The organism is Salmonella sp. NW38, assembly GCF_051807745.1.
Taxonomy (GTDB): domain Bacteria; phylum Pseudomonadota; class Gammaproteobacteria; order Enterobacterales; family Enterobacteriaceae; genus Salmonella; species Salmonella enterica.
This window is the reverse complement of record NZ_JAMMTO010000005.1, coordinates 250010-264756: the sequence shown is the minus strand read 5'-3', so window position 1 is coordinate 264756 and position 14747 is coordinate 250010. Positions and strand designations below refer to the sequence as shown.

General features: G+C 53.5%; 17 protein-coding genes. 5 read left to right on the top strand and 12 right to left on the bottom strand.

Going from position 1 to position 14747, the window contains the following annotated elements; genetic code table 11:
• The first annotated feature begins 74 nt into the window (after nucleotides 1-74).
• The 3 genes from arcB to mtgA all read left to right on the top strand — a co-directional run bounded on the left by arcB (nucleotide 75) and on the right by mtgA (nucleotide 4016).
• On the top strand, nucleotides 75-2411 hold the full coding sequence (gene arcB / locus NA624_RS11455; RefSeq protein ID WP_000809807.1) for an aerobic respiration two-component sensor histidine kinase ArcB: 2337 nt from the start codon (nucleotides 75-77) through the stop codon (nucleotides 2409-2411).
• A 226-nt stretch (nucleotides 2412-2637) separates the two neighbouring features.
• Entirely contained in the window at nucleotides 2638-3291 is a 654-nt protein-coding gene (gene elbB, locus NA624_RS11450) for an isoprenoid biosynthesis glyoxalase ElbB (protein WP_000719811.1), read from the top strand.
• The gene (gene mtgA, locus NA624_RS11445) at nucleotides 3288-4016 is read left to right on the top strand and encodes a monofunctional biosynthetic peptidoglycan transglycosylase (RefSeq protein WP_000044641.1); all 729 of its coding nucleotides are present in this window, start codon (nucleotides 3288-3290) and stop codon (nucleotides 4014-4016) included. The genes elbB and mtgA overlap by 4 nt, the downstream gene beginning before the upstream one ends.
• A 74-nt stretch (nucleotides 4017-4090) precedes the next feature.
• On the opposite strand, the gene yrbL is transcribed toward mtgA, so the two are convergent.
• From yrbL to NA624_RS11385, 12 genes are all read right to left on the bottom strand, one after another.
• On the bottom strand, nucleotides 4091-4723 hold the full coding sequence (gene yrbL / locus NA624_RS11440; protein ID WP_000576803.1) for a PhoP regulatory network protein YrbL: 633 nt from the start codon (nucleotides 4721-4723) through the stop codon (nucleotides 4091-4093).
• A gap of 246 nt (nucleotides 4724-4969) precedes the next feature.
• Nucleotides 4970-5242 carry a PTS phosphocarrier protein NPr gene (npr, locus tag NA624_RS11435; protein ID WP_000216797.1) on the bottom strand — a complete coding sequence of 91 codons (273 nt, stop codon included), beginning with the start codon at nucleotides 5240-5242 and terminating at the stop codon, nucleotides 4970-4972.
• On the bottom strand, nucleotides 5239-6093 hold the full coding sequence (gene rapZ / locus NA624_RS11430; RefSeq protein ID WP_000243749.1) for an RNase adapter RapZ: 855 nt from the start codon (nucleotides 6091-6093) through the stop codon (nucleotides 5239-5241). The genes npr and rapZ overlap by 4 nt, the downstream gene beginning before the upstream one ends.
• A 45-nt stretch (nucleotides 6094-6138) precedes the next feature.
• Complete coding sequence (gene ptsN / locus NA624_RS11425; protein WP_000609332.1) at nucleotides 6139-6630, bottom strand: PTS IIA-like nitrogen regulatory protein PtsN; 492 nt, start codon at nucleotides 6628-6630, stop codon at nucleotides 6139-6141.
• A gap of 117 nt (nucleotides 6631-6747) precedes the next feature.
• Nucleotides 6748-7035 (bottom strand): ribosome hibernation promoting factor, encoded by a 288-nt coding sequence (hpf, locus tag NA624_RS11420; RefSeq protein ID WP_001176589.1) that lies wholly within the window; start codon nucleotides 7033-7035, stop codon nucleotides 6748-6750.
• Between the two features lie 22 nt (nucleotides 7036-7057).
• Entirely contained in the window at nucleotides 7058-8491 is a 1434-nt protein-coding gene (gene rpoN / locus NA624_RS11415) for an RNA polymerase factor sigma-54 (protein WP_000809020.1), read from the bottom strand.
• Between the two features lie 47 nt (nucleotides 8492-8538).
• The gene (gene lptB, locus NA624_RS11410; protein WP_000224104.1) at nucleotides 8539-9264 is read right to left on the bottom strand and encodes an LPS export ABC transporter ATP-binding protein; all 726 of its coding nucleotides are present in this window, start codon (nucleotides 9262-9264) and stop codon (nucleotides 8539-8541) included.
• Nucleotides 9265-9270: 6 nt separating this feature from the next.
• The gene (gene lptA, locus NA624_RS11405; RefSeq protein ID WP_000669770.1) at nucleotides 9271-9825 is read right to left on the bottom strand and encodes a lipopolysaccharide ABC transporter substrate-binding protein LptA; all 555 of its coding nucleotides are present in this window, start codon (nucleotides 9823-9825) and stop codon (nucleotides 9271-9273) included.
• Nucleotides 9794-10369, bottom strand: coding sequence for an LPS export ABC transporter periplasmic protein LptC (lptC, locus tag NA624_RS11400; RefSeq protein ID WP_000047845.1), 576 nt, complete (start codon nucleotides 10367-10369; stop codon nucleotides 9794-9796). The genes lptA and lptC overlap by 32 nt, the downstream gene beginning before the upstream one ends.
• Nucleotides 10366-10932: a 3-deoxy-manno-octulosonate-8-phosphatase KdsC gene (gene kdsC / locus NA624_RS11395; RefSeq protein ID WP_000030029.1), complete on the bottom strand. Its 567-nt coding sequence runs from the start codon at nucleotides 10930-10932 to the stop codon at nucleotides 10366-10368. Before kdsC ends, lptC begins: the two co-directional genes overlap by 4 nt.
• Before the next feature lie 20 nt (nucleotides 10933-10952).
• Nucleotides 10953-11939, bottom strand: coding sequence for an arabinose-5-phosphate isomerase KdsD (gene kdsD / locus NA624_RS11390; RefSeq protein WP_000018619.1), 987 nt, complete (start codon nucleotides 11937-11939; stop codon nucleotides 10953-10955).
• Between the two features lie 13 nt (nucleotides 11940-11952).
• Complete coding sequence (locus tag NA624_RS11385) at nucleotides 11953-12930, bottom strand: calcium/sodium antiporter (RefSeq protein WP_000922742.1); 978 nt, start codon at nucleotides 12928-12930, stop codon at nucleotides 11953-11955.
• A 212-nt stretch (nucleotides 12931-13142) separates the two neighbouring features.
• On the opposite strand from NA624_RS11385, the gene mlaF reads away from it, so the two are divergent.
• Together mlaF and mlaE are read left to right on the top strand one after the other, a co-directional pair.
• The gene (gene mlaF / locus NA624_RS11380) at nucleotides 13143-13955 is read left to right on the top strand and encodes a phospholipid ABC transporter ATP-binding protein MlaF (RefSeq protein ID WP_000531566.1); all 813 of its coding nucleotides are present in this window, start codon (nucleotides 13143-13145) and stop codon (nucleotides 13953-13955) included.
• 7 nt (nucleotides 13956-13962) lie between these two features.
• Nucleotides 13963-14745 (top strand): lipid asymmetry maintenance ABC transporter permease subunit MlaE, encoded by a 783-nt coding sequence (mlaE, locus tag NA624_RS11375; protein WP_000925786.1) that lies wholly within the window; start codon nucleotides 13963-13965, stop codon nucleotides 14743-14745.
• Nucleotides 14746-14747: the final 2 nt, after the last annotated feature.

Genomic DNA, 14747 nt, shown 5'->3' with positions numbered 1-14747 from the left:
CATATTTCGCACAATATTCAACGCGGTTCCCATAATTGGGTATTATGTGCGAAGTTGTGGTGAAGGAATCCTCTATGAAGCAAATTCGTATGCTGGCGCAATACTATGTCGACCTGATGATGAAATTGGGTCTGGTGCGCTTTTCCATGCTCCTGGCGTTGGCATTGGTGGTGTTGGCGATTGTCGTGCAGATGGCGGTGACCATGGTGCTGCATGGTCAGGTTGAAAGTATCGACGTCATTCGCTCCATCTTTTTTGGCCTGTTAATTACGCCCTGGGCGGTCTATTTCTTATCCGTTGTTGTTGAACAACTGGAAGAGTCAAGGCAGCGACTGTCGCGTCTGGTGCAAAAGCTGGAGGAGATGCGCGAGCGCGATCTCAAGCTTAACGTACAGTTGAAGGACAATATTGCCCAGCTTAATCAGGAAATTGCCGATCGCGAAAAAGCGGAAGCGGAGCTGCATGAGACATTTGAACAGCTAAAAGTAGAAATTAAAGAGCGTGAAGAAGCGCAAATCCAGCTAGAACAGCAATCCTCTTTTCTGCGCTCCTTTCTGGACGCCTCGCCGGATTTGGTTTTTTATCGTAATGAGGATAAAGAATTTTCCGGCTGTAACCGCGCAATGGAATTGCTAACCGGCAAGAGCGAAAAACAGCTGGTGCATTTGAAGCCGGAAGATGTGTACTCTCCCGAAGCGGCGGAGAAAGTCATTGAAACCGATGAAAAAGTATTCCGCCATAACGTCTCCCTGACCTACGAACAGTGGCTGGATTACCCGGACGGACGAAAAGCCTGCTTTGAAATTCGTAAAGTGCCTTATTACGACCGTGTCGGTAAACGTCATGGCCTGATGGGATTTGGTCGTGATATTACCGAACGTAAGCGTTATCAGGACGCGCTGGAACGCGCCAGCCGCGACAAGACCACGTTTATCTCTACCATCAGTCATGAGCTGCGCACCCCGCTTAACGGCATCGTCGGTTTAAGCCGCATCCTGCTGGATACCGATCTCACCGCCGAACAGGAAAAATACCTTAAAACAATCCATGTCTCCGCCGTGACGTTAGGCAATATTTTCAATGACATCATTGATATGGATAAGATGGAGCGGCGTAAGGTTCAGCTTGATAACCAACCGGTTGATTTCACCAGCTTTATGGCCGATCTGGAAAACCTTTCCGGTTTGCAGGCGCAGCAAAAAGGGCTACGTTTTGTGCTTGAGCCGACGCTGCCGCTGCCGCACAAAGTCATTACCGACGGAACGCGTCTGCGCCAGATTTTATGGAATTTGATCAGCAATGCGGTGAAGTTTACTCAGCAGGGCCAGGTGACGGTGCGGGCGCGCTATGATGAAGGCGACATGCTGCACTTTGAAGTGGAAGATTCCGGGATCGGCATTCCGCAGGATGAGCAGGATAAAATTTTCGCCATGTATTATCAGGTGAAAGACAGTCATGGCGGTAAGCCAGCGACGGGTACCGGTATCGGGCTGGCGGTCTCCCGTCGGCTGGCGAAAAATATGGGCGGCGATATTACCGTCTCCAGTCTGCCGGGCAAAGGATCGACCTTTACGCTAACGGTTCATGCGCCAGCGGTGGCGGAAGAGGTGGAGGACGCCTTTGATGAAGACGACATGCCGCTGCCCGCGCTGCATGTTCTGCTGGTCGAAGATATTGAACTGAACGTGATCGTGGCGCGTTCGGTACTGGAAAAGCTGGGTAACAGCGTGGATGTCGCGATGACCGGCAAGGCGGCGCTGGAGATGTTCGCGCCGGGCGAATATGACCTGGTCTTACTGGATATTCAGCTACCGGATATGACGGGTCTGGATATTGCCAGAGAACTGACCCGTCGCCACACGCGGGAAGATTTACCGCCGCTGGTAGCGCTTACGGCTAACGTTCTGAAAGATAAAAAAGAGTATCTGGACGCCGGTATGGACGATGTGCTGAGTAAGCCGCTGTCAGTGCCGGCCTTAACCGCGATGATTAAAAAATTCTGGGATGCCACCGATAAAGAGGAGAGTACCGTGACGCCTGAAGAGAGCGATAAAGCGCAAGCGCTGCTGGATATCCCGATGCTGGAACAATACATCGAGTTGGTTGGGCCTAAATTGATCACCGACGGTCTCGCGGTGTTTGAAAAAATGATGCCTGGCTATTTAAGCGTGCTGGAGTCCAATCTGACGGCGCGTGACAAAAAAGGCGTCGTTGAGGAAGGGCATAAGATTAAAGGCGCCGCCGGTTCGGTAGGGCTGCGTCATCTGCAACAGCTTGGCCAGCAAATCCAGTCGCCGGATCTTCCCGCCTGGGAAGATAATGTCGCGGAATGGATTGAAGAGATGAAGCAGGAGTGGCAGCACGATGTCGCGGTGCTGAAAGCCTGGGTGGCAAACGCGGAAAAAAAATGACCCCGGTTTGACCGGGGTGCGCGAATACTGCGCCAACACCAGGGAAATCGTGGCTGCGCCGTGCTTATTATGATGATGTCAAAGGCGCAGTCCTGTTTTCAGGCCGCACGCAGTTAAGATAGCAAATCCTAAATGATTTGTTACATGAATCATTTAAATGTGTGAAGCGTAGCATTTTAATCAAAATTATTAATGGGCTTGAGTCGGTTGCAGGAGGATGTTCACCATGAAAAAAATTGGCGTAGTGCTCAGCGGATGCGGCGTCTATGACGGCGCCGAAATTCATGAGGCCGTTCTGACGCTGTTGGCCATAGCCCGCAGCGGCGCGCAGGCTGTCTGCTTCGCGCCGGATAAACCACAAGCGGATGTTATTAATCACCTGACCGGCGAAGCGATGGCGGAAACGCGTAACGTTCTGATTGAGGCGGCGCGTATTACGCGGGGCGATATTCGTCCCCTGTCCCAGGCTCAGCCAGAGGAACTGGATGCGCTCATTGTGCCTGGCGGTTTCGGCGCGGCGAAGAACCTGAGTAATTTCGCCAGCCAGGGGAGCGAATGCCGGGTGGATAGCGATGTCGTCGCGCTGGCGAAGGCCATGCACCAGTCCGGCAAGCCGCTGGGATTTATCTGTATCGCGCCCGCAATGTTGCCGAAAATCTTTGACTTCCCGCTACGTCTGACAATAGGGACGGATATTGATACCGCTGAAGTACTTGAAGAGATGGGCGCCGAACACGTACCTTGCCCGGTTGATGATATCGTTGTGGACGAGGATAACAAGGTTGTGACCACCCCTGCCTATATGTTGGCGCAGGATATCGCCCAGGCGGCAAGCGGCATTGATAAATTAGTGTCGCGCGTGCTGGTTCTGGCGGAATGAGCAAACGACGCATCGCGCCGTTAAGGTTTTTGCGCCGTCTACTTTTACGTATCCTTGCTGCGCTCGCCGTCTTTTGGGGCGGCGGCATTGCGCTGTTTAGCGTGGTTCCGGTGCCTTTTTCGGCGGTGATGGCGGAACGGCAGATTAGCGCCTGGCTGAGTGGAGAGTTCGGTTATGTGGCGCATTCTGACTGGGTCAGTATGGCGGATATCTCGCCGTGGATGGGGCTGGCGGTAATTGCGGCGGAAGACCAGAAGTTCCCTGAGCACTGGGGCTTTGATGTTCCGGCGATTGAAAAAGCGCTGGCGCATAATGAGCGGAATGAGAGCCGTATTCGCGGCGCCTCTACGCTTTCGCAGCAAACGGCGAAAAATCTCTTTTTATGGGATGGACGCAGTTGGCTGCGCAAAGGTCTGGAGGCCGGGCTAACGCTGGGCATTGAAACTGTCTGGAGCAAAAAGCGCATCCTCACGGTTTATCTGAATATCGCGGAGTTTGGCGATGGTATTTTTGGCGTGGAGGCTGCGGCACAACGGTATTTTCATAAACCTGCCAGTCGCTTGAGTGTGTCTGAAGCCGCGTTGCTGGCGGCGGTATTGCCAAATCCGTTACGCTATAAGGCGAATACGCCTTCTGGCTATGTGCGTAGCCGGCAGGCGTGGATTATGCGCCAGATGCGCCAACTGGGCGGGGAATCTTTTATGACGAGCAACCAGCTTAATTAATTTTGCTGAATGGCGGCGCGAACGCCTTATCCGGCCTGCGATCCGTGTCGTCCAGGCCTGATAAGCACAGGCCATTAAGCTTCGTGAGAAGTAAGCGCCAGCCGTTTCTTGTCTTTTGGCTGCGCGTCCCTCTCCAGGGCAACGGCCAGTGCAGGCTGGGCGATAAACCGCTGCCACACTCTCTCCAGTTTGCGTTCACAGCACCATATTGACCAGGTCGCCAGCGGGATAAAGGTACTTTCCCCCAGATTGTCGCAAACCACCGGAACCACTTCTGACTCGCTGATACGCTGGCACAGGATGTTTTGCGGCTTCAGCGACATCGTCACAATATGGTTATCCAGCAGGTAACGTTTCAGTTTTTTCAGTAGCCGCCGCAGGACAGCGACATCCTCTTCATAACGACATTGCGCGGCGAACTCGGTCAGGGTAATAGAGGGCGCGCCGTTGAAATCGGTAATCATGTCGTAGACATAGCCGGTGCCGCAATCGGTTTCTACCGTGCCGTAATAACGGGGGATAGCGCTCCAGTCCGTCAGGTAGCGGGACAGATGCGCATAGTAGTTCAGTTCACGCCGAATCTCTTTATCACCGCCGTGGTTACGGTTGTAAATGACTTTTATGCAACGCCGGGCATTATCCGGATGCGTATAGCATTTACGATGTCGACCGGTGCCCAGCGGAGTCTGTTTGGATAAGAAGATCATGGCAAGTCCTGGAAAAATTTATTCACATAAATTTAGTATGGACAAAGAACTTAAATAAAACCTAAACGAAATTTTTTAAGGTTTTCTTAATGTTTTTATGCATAGGTAAAGCGCACGAAATGTACAAATCTTACGAAAGGGTGGGGCTGCGGGATAAGTGGCAGGCAGGCGTAACACGCCCGGTTTTGGGATGATTGTCATCAAATACCGGGACGGCGTTGGGGAAAATAGGGTATATGAGGAGGTTTAGTCTTCGTCAAAGCCGGAATTGAACAGCGCGATAACCGCCGCCAGCGCTTCAACTTCTTGCGGGCCGGTGGCTTCAATTTCTATCTGACGCCCTTTGGCGGAGTCGAGCATTAACAGCGCGATGACGCTGTTCGCTTCCGCTTCGGTGCCTTCGTCATTGCGTAATAGCACCTCGGCGTCAAAACCCTGCATCAGTTCGAAAAGCTTCATAGCAGGCCGGGCATGCATGCCCAGCTTATTGGTGACTTCAACAGTTTGCTTTACGGTCATGTTTTGCGTTTTTCCAGCGTGCGATGGCGAGACTGGACATTTTTACCGCGCGAGCGGAAGTAGTCTGCCAGCTGTTCTGCAATATACACCGAACGGTGTTTCCCGCCGGTACAACCGATAGCGACGGTAAGGTAGCTGCGGTTGTTGGTCTCCAGCATCGGTAACCATAGCTCAAGATAGCTGCGAGTCTGATAGATAAAATTGTGAACTTCTGTGTGTCGGTCAAGAAACGCGGCTACCGGCTTATCAAGCCCGGTCATGGGGCGCAGTTTTGGATCCCAGTGCGGGTTGGGCAGAAAGCGGACATCAAACACATAGTCCGCATCAATCGGGATACCATGTTTAAAGCCGAAGGACTCAAATACCATCGTCAGTTCGCGCTCGCGTTTGCCCAACAGCCGGGTACGCAGCATCTCCGCCAGCTCATGGACGGACATTTCTGAAGTGTCGACGATCAGATCCGCACGTGAGCGTAACGGCTCCAGCAAGTCACTCTCTTTATCGATCGCACTCTCTAAAGAAAGATTTTTGCTGGAAAGCGGATGCAAACGGCGCGTGTCGCTGTAGCGGCGAATCAAGGTATTGCGGTCGGCATCAAGAAACAGCAATTGCGGCGAGAAAGCGCCAGGCAGATTATTCATCGCCTGTTCAAAAATCTCAGGTGATTCAGGCATATTGCGCACATCAATGCTGACGGCGGCGGAAATCTGGCGATCGGCCAGCGTTCGCGCCAGATCGGGCAACAGCACGACGGGGAGGTTATCCACGCAGTAAAATCCCATATCTTCCAGCGCGCGCAGAGCGACAGATTTACCTGATCCGGAACGCCCGCTGACGATCATCAGTACCATGTACCGTTTCTCCTCACAACGACAGAAAGAAATGCCATTGAGTTGTTATGCCTCATTCTGCTCACCTTCGGTGTCAGTAATGATTTGATACAGCTCTTCATCATTCAGCGCCGCGCGCAGGCGGCGGCAGATCGTTTTATCCGCCAGACGTTTCGCCACCAGCGACAGCGTGTGCAGATGCGTTTTAGTTTGATCGGCGGGCACCAGCAGGGCGAAGAGGAGATCGACCGGCTGGTTATCGATGGCGTCGAACGCGATCGGCGTTTCGAGCTGAACGAACACGCCGACGGCGCGTAAGGTATCTTCTTCCAGTTTCCCGTGCGGGATGGCGATACCATTACCAATACCGGTACTGCCCATTTTTTCGCGTGTCAGAATGGCTTCAAACACGACCTGAGGAGGTAAACTGAGCTGTTTTGCCGCCAGTTCGCTGATGATTTCCAGCGCGCGTTTCTTACTCTGACAATGAACGCCGCTACGCGTACACTCCTGGTTAAGTACACTGCTCAGTTGTAGAGTCGTATCGTTATTTATCATAATTTCACCTAAGAACCTGTCCTGTCAGGTTGATGGCCAGGTTCGGAGCGCTAACTGTACAAATGGCCCGTTGTGTCACACAACAGGCCGTCCTGCACTGGCTAACTGCCCGGACAATTAGTGTTGTTTCAGTTTATCTTTATGCCTGGTTAACTGCCTTGCCAGTTTATCAATCAAGCCGTCAATGGCGGCATACATATCCTGGCCTTCCGCGCTGGCGTGAATTTCGCCGCCGTTAACGTGTAGCGTCGCATCCGAGATATGCGTGACCTTCTCCACTTTCAACACCACGTATACCTGATTAATCCGCTCAAAATACTGTTCAAGTTTGGCGAATTTCGTCGTCACAAATTCACGCAGGGCTTCAGTAATTTCGACATTATGTCCGGTGATATTGAGCTGCATAGTGTCTTCCTTATCGGTTGGGTCAAACCAGCTGTTTGCGTTGGTTTGACGGCGGAATGGATAAAGACTCTCGGTACTTCGCAACAGTGCGGCGCGCCACCATGATACCTTGTTCTGACAGCAGAGAGGTTAACTTGCTGTCGCTCAGTGGTTTCGCGGGGTTTTCCGCCGCAATTAACTTCTTCACCAGCGCGCGAATCGCGGTGGAAGAGGCTTCGCCTCCGCCTTCGGTATTGACGTGGCTGGAAAAGAAATATTTGAGTTCAAAAATACCGCGCGGGCTGTGCAAATACTTCTGCGTGGTCACGCGGGATATGGTGGATTCGTGCATCTCGACGGCCTGGGCGATATCCGCCAGTACCATCGGTTTCATATATTCTTCGCCCTGTTCAAAAAAGGCTTGCTGTTGCTCGACGATGCAGCGACTGACACGCAGCAGCGTGTCGTTGCGGCTTTCAAGGCTTTTTATCAGCCACTTCGCATCCTGTAAATTACTGCGGATGAACTGGCTGTCGGCATCGTTGCGCGCGCTGTTGCACATGGCGGCATAGTGCTGGTTAATCTGTAAACGGGGAATACTGTCGCTATTAAGCTCCACCGTCCAGCGACCGTTATGCTTGCGTACCAGCACATCCGGGATAACGTACTCCGGCTCGCCGGTCTGGATCGATTGACCGGGTCTGGGATCGAGCGACTGAATCAGGTTTACCGCCTCTTTCAGCACCTCTTCTTTTAGTCGGGTAACGCGCATCAACGTGCGGAAATCGTGGTTGGCCAGCAGATCAAGGTGATCGCAGATAATGAGCCGCGCCTCTTCCAGCCACGGCGTGGATTTGTCGAATTGTGAAAGCTGGATCAGCAGACAGTCGCGAAGATCTTTTGCCGCGACGCCTACCGGATCAAAACGCTGAATGCGCTTCAGAACGGCTTCAACCTCATCGAGATCCACCTCTACATCGCCCATGCTTTCGCGAATTTCGTCCAGGGATACGGTGAGATAACCGGTATCATCTACCGCGTCGACAATGGATGTCGCAATAGCGCGATCGGTGTCCGAGAAGGGCGTTAGCTCAACCTGCCACATCAGATAATCCTGCAACGACTGCGTCGTTTCGCCCTGATAGACGGGCAGCTCATCGTCGATATAATCGCCGCTGGGGCCGGACGGCGTCCCGGCGGTGTAAATTTCATCCCAACTGGCGTCAAGCGGCAGCTCTTCCGGCATCTCTTTTTGTTCGAGCGCGTCGGCGGTATCGAGAGGATCGTTATCCTGAGGTTGCTGAGTGTCGATTTCGTCATGAAGATCGGTTTGCTCAAGCAGCGGGTTATTTTCCAGCGCTTGCTGGAGTTCCTGCTGAAGTTCCAGCGTAGACAACTGCAACAGACGGATGGCCTGTTGTAGCTGAGGCGTCATCGCCAGTTGTTGGCTAAGCCTGAGTTGCAAACCTTGCTTCATATTCAGAGTCGTTTTCTCCCGCTAGAGCAGCATAGCCCTCTACCCTATCAGAGTCTGAAGTCTTCCCCAAGATATACACGCTTAACGTGTTCGTCTTGCAGGATTTCTGTCGGCGTACCGTGGGCAATAAGGTGGCCCTGGCTCACGATATAGGCGCGTTCACAGACTGCCAGCGTCTCACGGACGTTATGGTCGGTGATCAGCACGCCGAGCCCGCTATCGCGCAGATGCTCGATAATGCGTTTGATGTCGATAACGGAAATCGGGTCAACGCCGGCAAACGGTTCATCCAGCAGGATAAATTTGGGATTAGCGGCCAACGCGCGGGCTATTTCTACACGACGGCGTTCACCACCGGACAGCGCCTGTCCCATACTGTCGCGCAGATGCTCAATATGAAACTCTTCCATCAGCTCGTTGGCGCGGTCTTCTCGCTGTTCTGCGGTCAAATCGTCACGAATTTGCAGTACCGCCATCAGGTTATCAAATACGCTGAGACGGCGGAAAATAGAGGCTTCCTGCGGCAAATAGCCGATACCGCGGCGCGCGCGCGCGTGCAGCGGCAGCAGACTGATATCTTCATCATCGATGATGATATTGCCCGCGTCACGCGGCACGATACCGACGACCATATAAAAGGTGGTGGTTTTACCCGCGCCGTTTGGACCGAGCAGCCCGACAATCTCCCCGGAGTTAACGGTCAGACTGACATCTTCCACTACGCGACGGCCTTTATAGGCCTTCGCCAGATTCTTTGCAGTTAATGTTGCCATAACGAATTAGTTACTCTTCTTTTGCGCCGGAGTCTGGCCTTTGTTTTTGTCTTGCAACTGCGACGGCACCAGAACGGTGGTGACGCGTTTGCCTTTCTCGCTGAAGGCCTGCATTTTCTGCTCTTTCACCAGGTAGGTGATTTTGTCGCCGGTAATGTTGCTGTCAAGCTGCTCCAGATAAGCGTTGCCGGTTAGCACCACAAAATCTTTCGCCAGCTCGTAGTGCATATGGGAAGCGTGGCCTTTCACCGGCTTACCGTTGTCCTGCATCTGGTAGAAGGTGGCCGGATTGCCGTAACCGTCGATCACCTCTTTCCCCTGTTCGCCGCCAGGGCGGGTAACCACGACTTTATCGGCGTTGATCTTAATCGTGCCCTGGGTCATCACCACGTTGCCCGTAAAGGTCACGACGTTGCCTTGCATATCCAGCGACTGTTGATCCGAGTCAATATGAATAGGCTGTTCGGTATCGCCCGTGACGGCGAAAGCCGGAATGCTGGCGGCCAGCAGCGAGCCGGCAAGCATAAGATTAAGGCTGAGTTTGTTTGTTTTGAATTTCATAAGAGGTTCTAACCTTTTCAATCAGCTCGGCGTTCTTGCTGCGTAAGTTACCGCGCATTTTCAGTCCGCTGGAGTTAAATGTTGTGCCGTATAACGTCACCAGATCGTTCGAGGTAACATCCTGCGTCACCAGATTAATCTGCGCGTTATCGGTGGTAATTCTGCGTAATTGAGCGTCAGGCACCAGGGCGTTGACTTCAACATGGCCATACAGATAGAGCATCCGATCGTTAGTCAATTTGGCTTTATCGGCCTTGATCGACCATGTCGGCACTTTATCCTTATCAAAGGTGGTTAATACCGGTTGCGTAAACCATGAGACCGCCTGATCGGAAAAATATTCAACGTGCTGCGCGATCAGACGATAGCTCAACGCGCCTTCCGGACTGTACACGACGGTATCCGTATGCTCGCTTTTATACGTGGGATCGTTGCTGTTGACCATCACGGCAGCAGGATCGTCTTTATCCGCCAGATTGATACCAATCAGTACCAGAATGGCCAGCGACAGTAGAATGATAACCCAACGTCTGGTTTTACTCATATCGATTGCCCTTTGGCCTCATCCAGCTTGCCCTGCGCCAGCAGCAGCAAATCGCACACCTCACGTACCGCGCCGCGCCCGCCGGCAATGTGCGTCACATAGTCAGCGCGGGGGATCAGCAGCGGATGCGCATCCGCAACGGCAACGCTTAACCCCACTTTTTCCATCACTGGCCAGTCAATCAGATCATCGCCGACATAGGCAACATTTTCCGGCGCAATGGCCAGTTTTTCCAGCAGATCGCTAAAGGCGATCAGCTTATTCGACTGTCCCTGATAAAGATGGACAATCCCCAGCGTGGCGCAGCGATCTTCTACAAGTTTAGCCTTTCGTCCGGTAATAATGGCAACCTCGATATTGGAGGTCAAAGCACAGCGAATACCATAGCCGTCACGAACGTTGAAAGCCTTCAGCTCTTCGCCGTTATTGCCCATATAAATCAGGCCGTCAGACAATACGCCATCCACGTCCAGGATGAGCAGGCGGATATTCTCCGCTTTGGTCATGACATGGGTGCTGACGGGGCCATAACAGGTCGCAAGCGACGCACCTGCTTTACTCATCGTTAATTATCCTTGAGTTTCTACACGACGCCTGCACGCAGGAGATCATGCATATGTAACACACCGAGTAACTGGTCGCCATCAGCAACCAGTACGGAGGTGATATGGCGGGACTGCATTAAATTCAGCGCATCGACAGCGAGAATACCGGGACGCACGCGAATACCCCCTGGCGTCATCACCTCGGCGATCCCCAACTGGCGCATATCGCCGCCCATATCGAACACGCGACGTAAATCGCCGTCGGTGAAGATACCGTCGATCTTCATGGATTCATCGCAAATGACGGTCATACCGAGATTTTTACGCGTAATTTCTAACAGCGCATCACGCAGGGTGGCATGTTTATTAACATGCGGGATCTCATCGCCAGTATGCATAATATCGCTTACGCGCAGCAGTAGCTTACGTCCCAGCGCGCCGCCAGGATGCGACAGAGCGAAATCCTCGGCGGTAAAGCCGCGCGCTTTTAACAACGCCACGGCGAGCGCGTCGCCCATCACCAGCGTTGCGGTGGTACTAGTGGTAGGCGCCAGGCCTAACGGACACGCTTCTTTGGGCACTTTAACACACAGATGCACATCTGCCGCACGCGCCATGCTGCTTTCCGGTCGCCCGGTAATGCAAATTAACGGTACGTGCAGCCGTTTAAGCACCGGTATTAGCGCCGCGATCTCGCTGGATTCGCCGGAGTTGGAGATAGCGATAACCACATCCTGCGGCGTAACCATCCCCAAATCGCCGTGCGCGGCTTCGCCTGGATGTACAAAAAAGGAAGAGGTACCGGTACTGGCGAACGTGGCGGCCATTTTCCGTCCGATATGGCCGGATTTTCCCATCCCCATGACCACCACTTTTCCGGTGCAGTTGAACATTTTTTCACAGGCCAGCGTGAAATGCTGGTTGATATATTGATCAAGCTCCGCCAGGCCTTCACGTTCAATTTCCAGGACCTCTTTGCCTGCCTGCTGAAAGTCAAACCCCGGTTGCAACGCTAAATGCGACATAATCCGTTTCCAGTTATCCAACAAGAAGTGGCGATAGCCAATAGAGCATCGCCAGCCATACGATAAACCCGCCGGTCAGCAGTATACCTGCGCCCCGACCAATCTGACGCGGATGCCGCCAGCAAAGTAAAGCGAAAACCACGCTAACCAGCAACATCACGCTATAATCACGCCCAAACGCCAGCGGGTTGATCTCTCCCGGCGCGATCAGCGCAGGCAGTCCCAGCACGATGGCGAGATTAAAAATATTGGCGCCAATGAGATTACCAACGGCAATATCATTTTCGCCTTTTCGCACGCCGGCAATCGCCGTCGCCAGCTCTGGCAGACTGGTGCCGACGGCGATGACTGTCAGACCGAGCGTTAATTCACTCATGGCGAAATAGTTCGCCAGCACCGTAGCGTTATCGATTACCATGCGCGTCGCCATCGGCATGATGACCAGCGCAATGCCCAGCCATAAGAACGCGACGGGGAGCCCGCCTTCGCGCGGCAGCTCCGCCAGTTGTTCGCGGGTGAGGCTGTCATTCCCCTGGCGTTCGGCCAGACGCGCGATTTTAACAATGAATAACAGCCATAGCACAGCCAGAAGCAGGAGAAAGATACCATCACTGCGACTTAACTGTCCGTCATGCAGTACGGAACCGGCTACCACGCTAACAAATAACATTAATGGCAATTCGCGACGTAGAACATCGGAATGCACGGTAAATGGACGAACCAGCGCCGCCAGCCCTAAGATCAGCAAAATATTGGTGATGTTAGAACCGAGCGCCGCGCCGACGGCCAAATCGAGCTGACCGTGTAGCGATGCGGCGACCGACACAATAATTTCCGGCAGCGAGGTGCCGATACTCACGACCGTCATCCCGATGATCAGCGGGGGAATACCGAATGTACGGCATAAAATAGAGGCCGCAAACACCAGACGATCGGCGCCGTAGGCCACCAGAAGCAAACCAATTATGAGTAGCGCCATCGCTAAAAGCATCTAAAGTCCTTTCTTCAGGTATACTCGCCGGTCCCCTGGAAGGGATATCTGGAAGCCGTAACGAAGTCCTAATTTTGACTTTATGCGGCTAAAAAGTAAAACGAATGCCAGCTTTCGCTAACCCTGTCAGTTAATATTCTGTAATTATGTCGAACCCATGGTTAAATTCAGCGCCATGGTTACCTCAACAAGGCAATACGAAGGATGAATCAATGGGTCAGTCTGCGGCCAATTTAGTCGATATGCGCGACGTCAGCTTTTCCCGTGGCGAACGCTGCATTTTCGATAATATTTCCCTGACGGTGCCGCGCGGGAAGATCACGGCGATCATGGGGCCGTCGGGCATCGGTAAAACCACGCTGTTGCGCCTGATTGGCGGACAGATCCCGCCGGATAAGGGCGAGATCTTATTTGATGGCGAGAATGTGCCGGCCATGTCCCGTTCGCGGCTCTACACCGTCCGCAAACGTATGAGTATGTTGTTTCAGTCGGGAGCGCTGTTTACCGACATGAACGTGTTTGACAATGTGGCCTATCCGCTACGGGAGCACACCAATTTACCCGCGCCGCTGCTAAAAAGCGTTGTGATGATGAAACTGGAAGCTGTCGGGCTGCGCGGTGCGGCAAAACTGATGCCTTCCGAGCTCTCCGGTGGGATGGCGCGTCGCGCCGCGTTGGCGCGCGCCATCGCTCTGGAACCGGATCTCATCATGTTCGATGAGCCGTTTGTCGGCCAGGACCCGATTACCATGGGCGTTCTGGTGAAGCTGATTTCAGAATTGAACAGCGCGCTGGGCGTGACCTGCGTGGTGGTCTCGCATGATGTGCCAGAGGTGCTCAGTATTGCGGATCACGCCTGGATCATGGCGGACAAAAAAATCGTCGCTCACGGTAGCGCTCAGGCGTTGCAGGAGAATACGGACCCGCGCGTGCGTCAGTTCCTTGACGGCATTGCCGACGGGCCGGTTCCGTTCCGCTATCCGGCGGGCGACTATCACCTTGATTTACTCGAAACAGGGAGTTAAGCCACTCATGCTGTTAAATGCGCTGGCAGCACTCGGACACAGCGGGATCAAAACCGTCAGGACGTTCGGGCGCGCCGGGTTAATGTTATTCAATGCGATTATCGGTAAGCCGGAGTTTCGCAAACATGCGCCGCTGCTGGTGCGCCAGCTTTATAATGTGGGCGTCTTGTCGATGCTTATCATTATTGTCTCCGGCGTATTCATCGGTATGGTGCTGGGGCTGCAAGGCTATCTGGTTCTGACTACTTACAGCGCGGAGACCAGTCTTGGCATGTTAGTGGCGCTTTCGCTGCTGCGCGAGCTGGGGCCGGTGGTCGCGGCGTTGCTGTTTGCCGGGCGGGCCGGGTCGGCGTTGACGGCGGAAATCGGCCTGATGCGGGCGACGGAGCAGCTCTCCAGTATGGAGATGATGGCGGTCGATCCATTGCGCCGGGTGATTTCGCCGCGCTTTTGGGCGGGCGTGATTTCGTTGCCGCTGCTGACCATTATTTTTGTGGCGGTCGGTATCTGGGGCGGCTCGCTGGTCGGCGTAAGCTGGAAGGGAATCGACGCCGGGTTCTTCTGGTCCGCGATGCAGAATGCCGTCGACTGGCGTATGGACCTGGTGAACTGTCTGATAAAGAGCGTGGTGTTCGCCATTACGGTAACATGGATTGCGTTATTCAACGGTTATGACGCAATACCGACTTCTGCCGGGATTAGCCGGGCAACGACGCGTACCGTGGTTCACGCATCGTTGGCCGTTCTGGGGCTGGATTTTGTGCTGACCGCACTGATGTTTGGGAATTGAGT

Bases quoted from the DNA above. Each gene is read 5' to 3' on its own strand.
- arcB (WP_000809807.1), top strand. From the start codon at position 75: ATGAAGCAAATTCGTATGCTGGCGCAATACTATGTCGACCTGATGATG.
- elbB (WP_000719811.1), top strand. From the start codon at position 2,638: ATGAAAAAAATTGGCGTAGTGCTCAGCGGATGCGGCGTCTATGACGGC.
- mtgA (WP_000044641.1), top strand. From the start codon at position 3,288: ATGAGCAAACGACGCATCGCGCCGTTAAGGTTTTTGCGCCGTCTACTT.
- yrbL (WP_000576803.1), bottom strand. From the start codon at position 4,723: ATGATCTTCTTATCCAAACAGACTCCGCTGGGCACCGGTCGACATCGT.
- npr (WP_000216797.1), bottom strand. From the start codon at position 5,242: ATGACCGTAAAGCAAACTGTTGAAGTCACCAATAAGCTGGGCATGCAT.
- rapZ (WP_000243749.1), bottom strand. From the start codon at position 6,093: ATGGTACTGATGATCGTCAGCGGGCGTTCCGGATCAGGTAAATCTGTC.
- ptsN (WP_000609332.1), bottom strand. From the start codon at position 6,630: ATGATAAATAACGATACGACTCTACAACTGAGCAGTGTACTTAACCAG.
- hpf (WP_001176589.1), bottom strand. From the start codon at position 7,035: ATGCAGCTCAATATCACCGGACATAATGTCGAAATTACTGAAGCCCTG.
- rpoN (WP_000809020.1), bottom strand. From the start codon at position 8,491: ATGAAGCAAGGTTTGCAACTCAGGCTTAGCCAACAACTGGCGATGACG.
- lptB (WP_000224104.1), bottom strand. From the start codon at position 9,264: ATGGCAACATTAACTGCAAAGAATCTGGCGAAGGCCTATAAAGGCCGT.
- lptA (WP_000669770.1), bottom strand. From the start codon at position 9,825: ATGAAATTCAAAACAAACAAACTCAGCCTTAATCTTATGCTTGCCGGC.
- lptC (WP_000047845.1), bottom strand. From the start codon at position 10,369: ATGAGTAAAACCAGACGTTGGGTTATCATTCTACTGTCGCTGGCCATT.
- kdsC (WP_000030029.1), bottom strand. From the start codon at position 10,932: ATGAGTAAAGCAGGTGCGTCGCTTGCGACCTGTTATGGCCCCGTCAGC.
- kdsD (WP_000018619.1), bottom strand. From the start codon at position 11,939: ATGTCGCATTTAGCGTTGCAACCGGGGTTTGACTTTCAGCAGGCAGGC.
- NA624_RS11385 (WP_000922742.1), bottom strand. From the start codon at position 12,930: ATGCTTTTAGCGATGGCGCTACTCATAATTGGTTTGCTTCTGGTGGCC.
- mlaF (WP_000531566.1), top strand. From the start codon at position 13,143: ATGGGTCAGTCTGCGGCCAATTTAGTCGATATGCGCGACGTCAGCTTT.
- mlaE (WP_000925786.1), top strand. From the start codon at position 13,963: ATGCTGTTAAATGCGCTGGCAGCACTCGGACACAGCGGGATCAAAACC.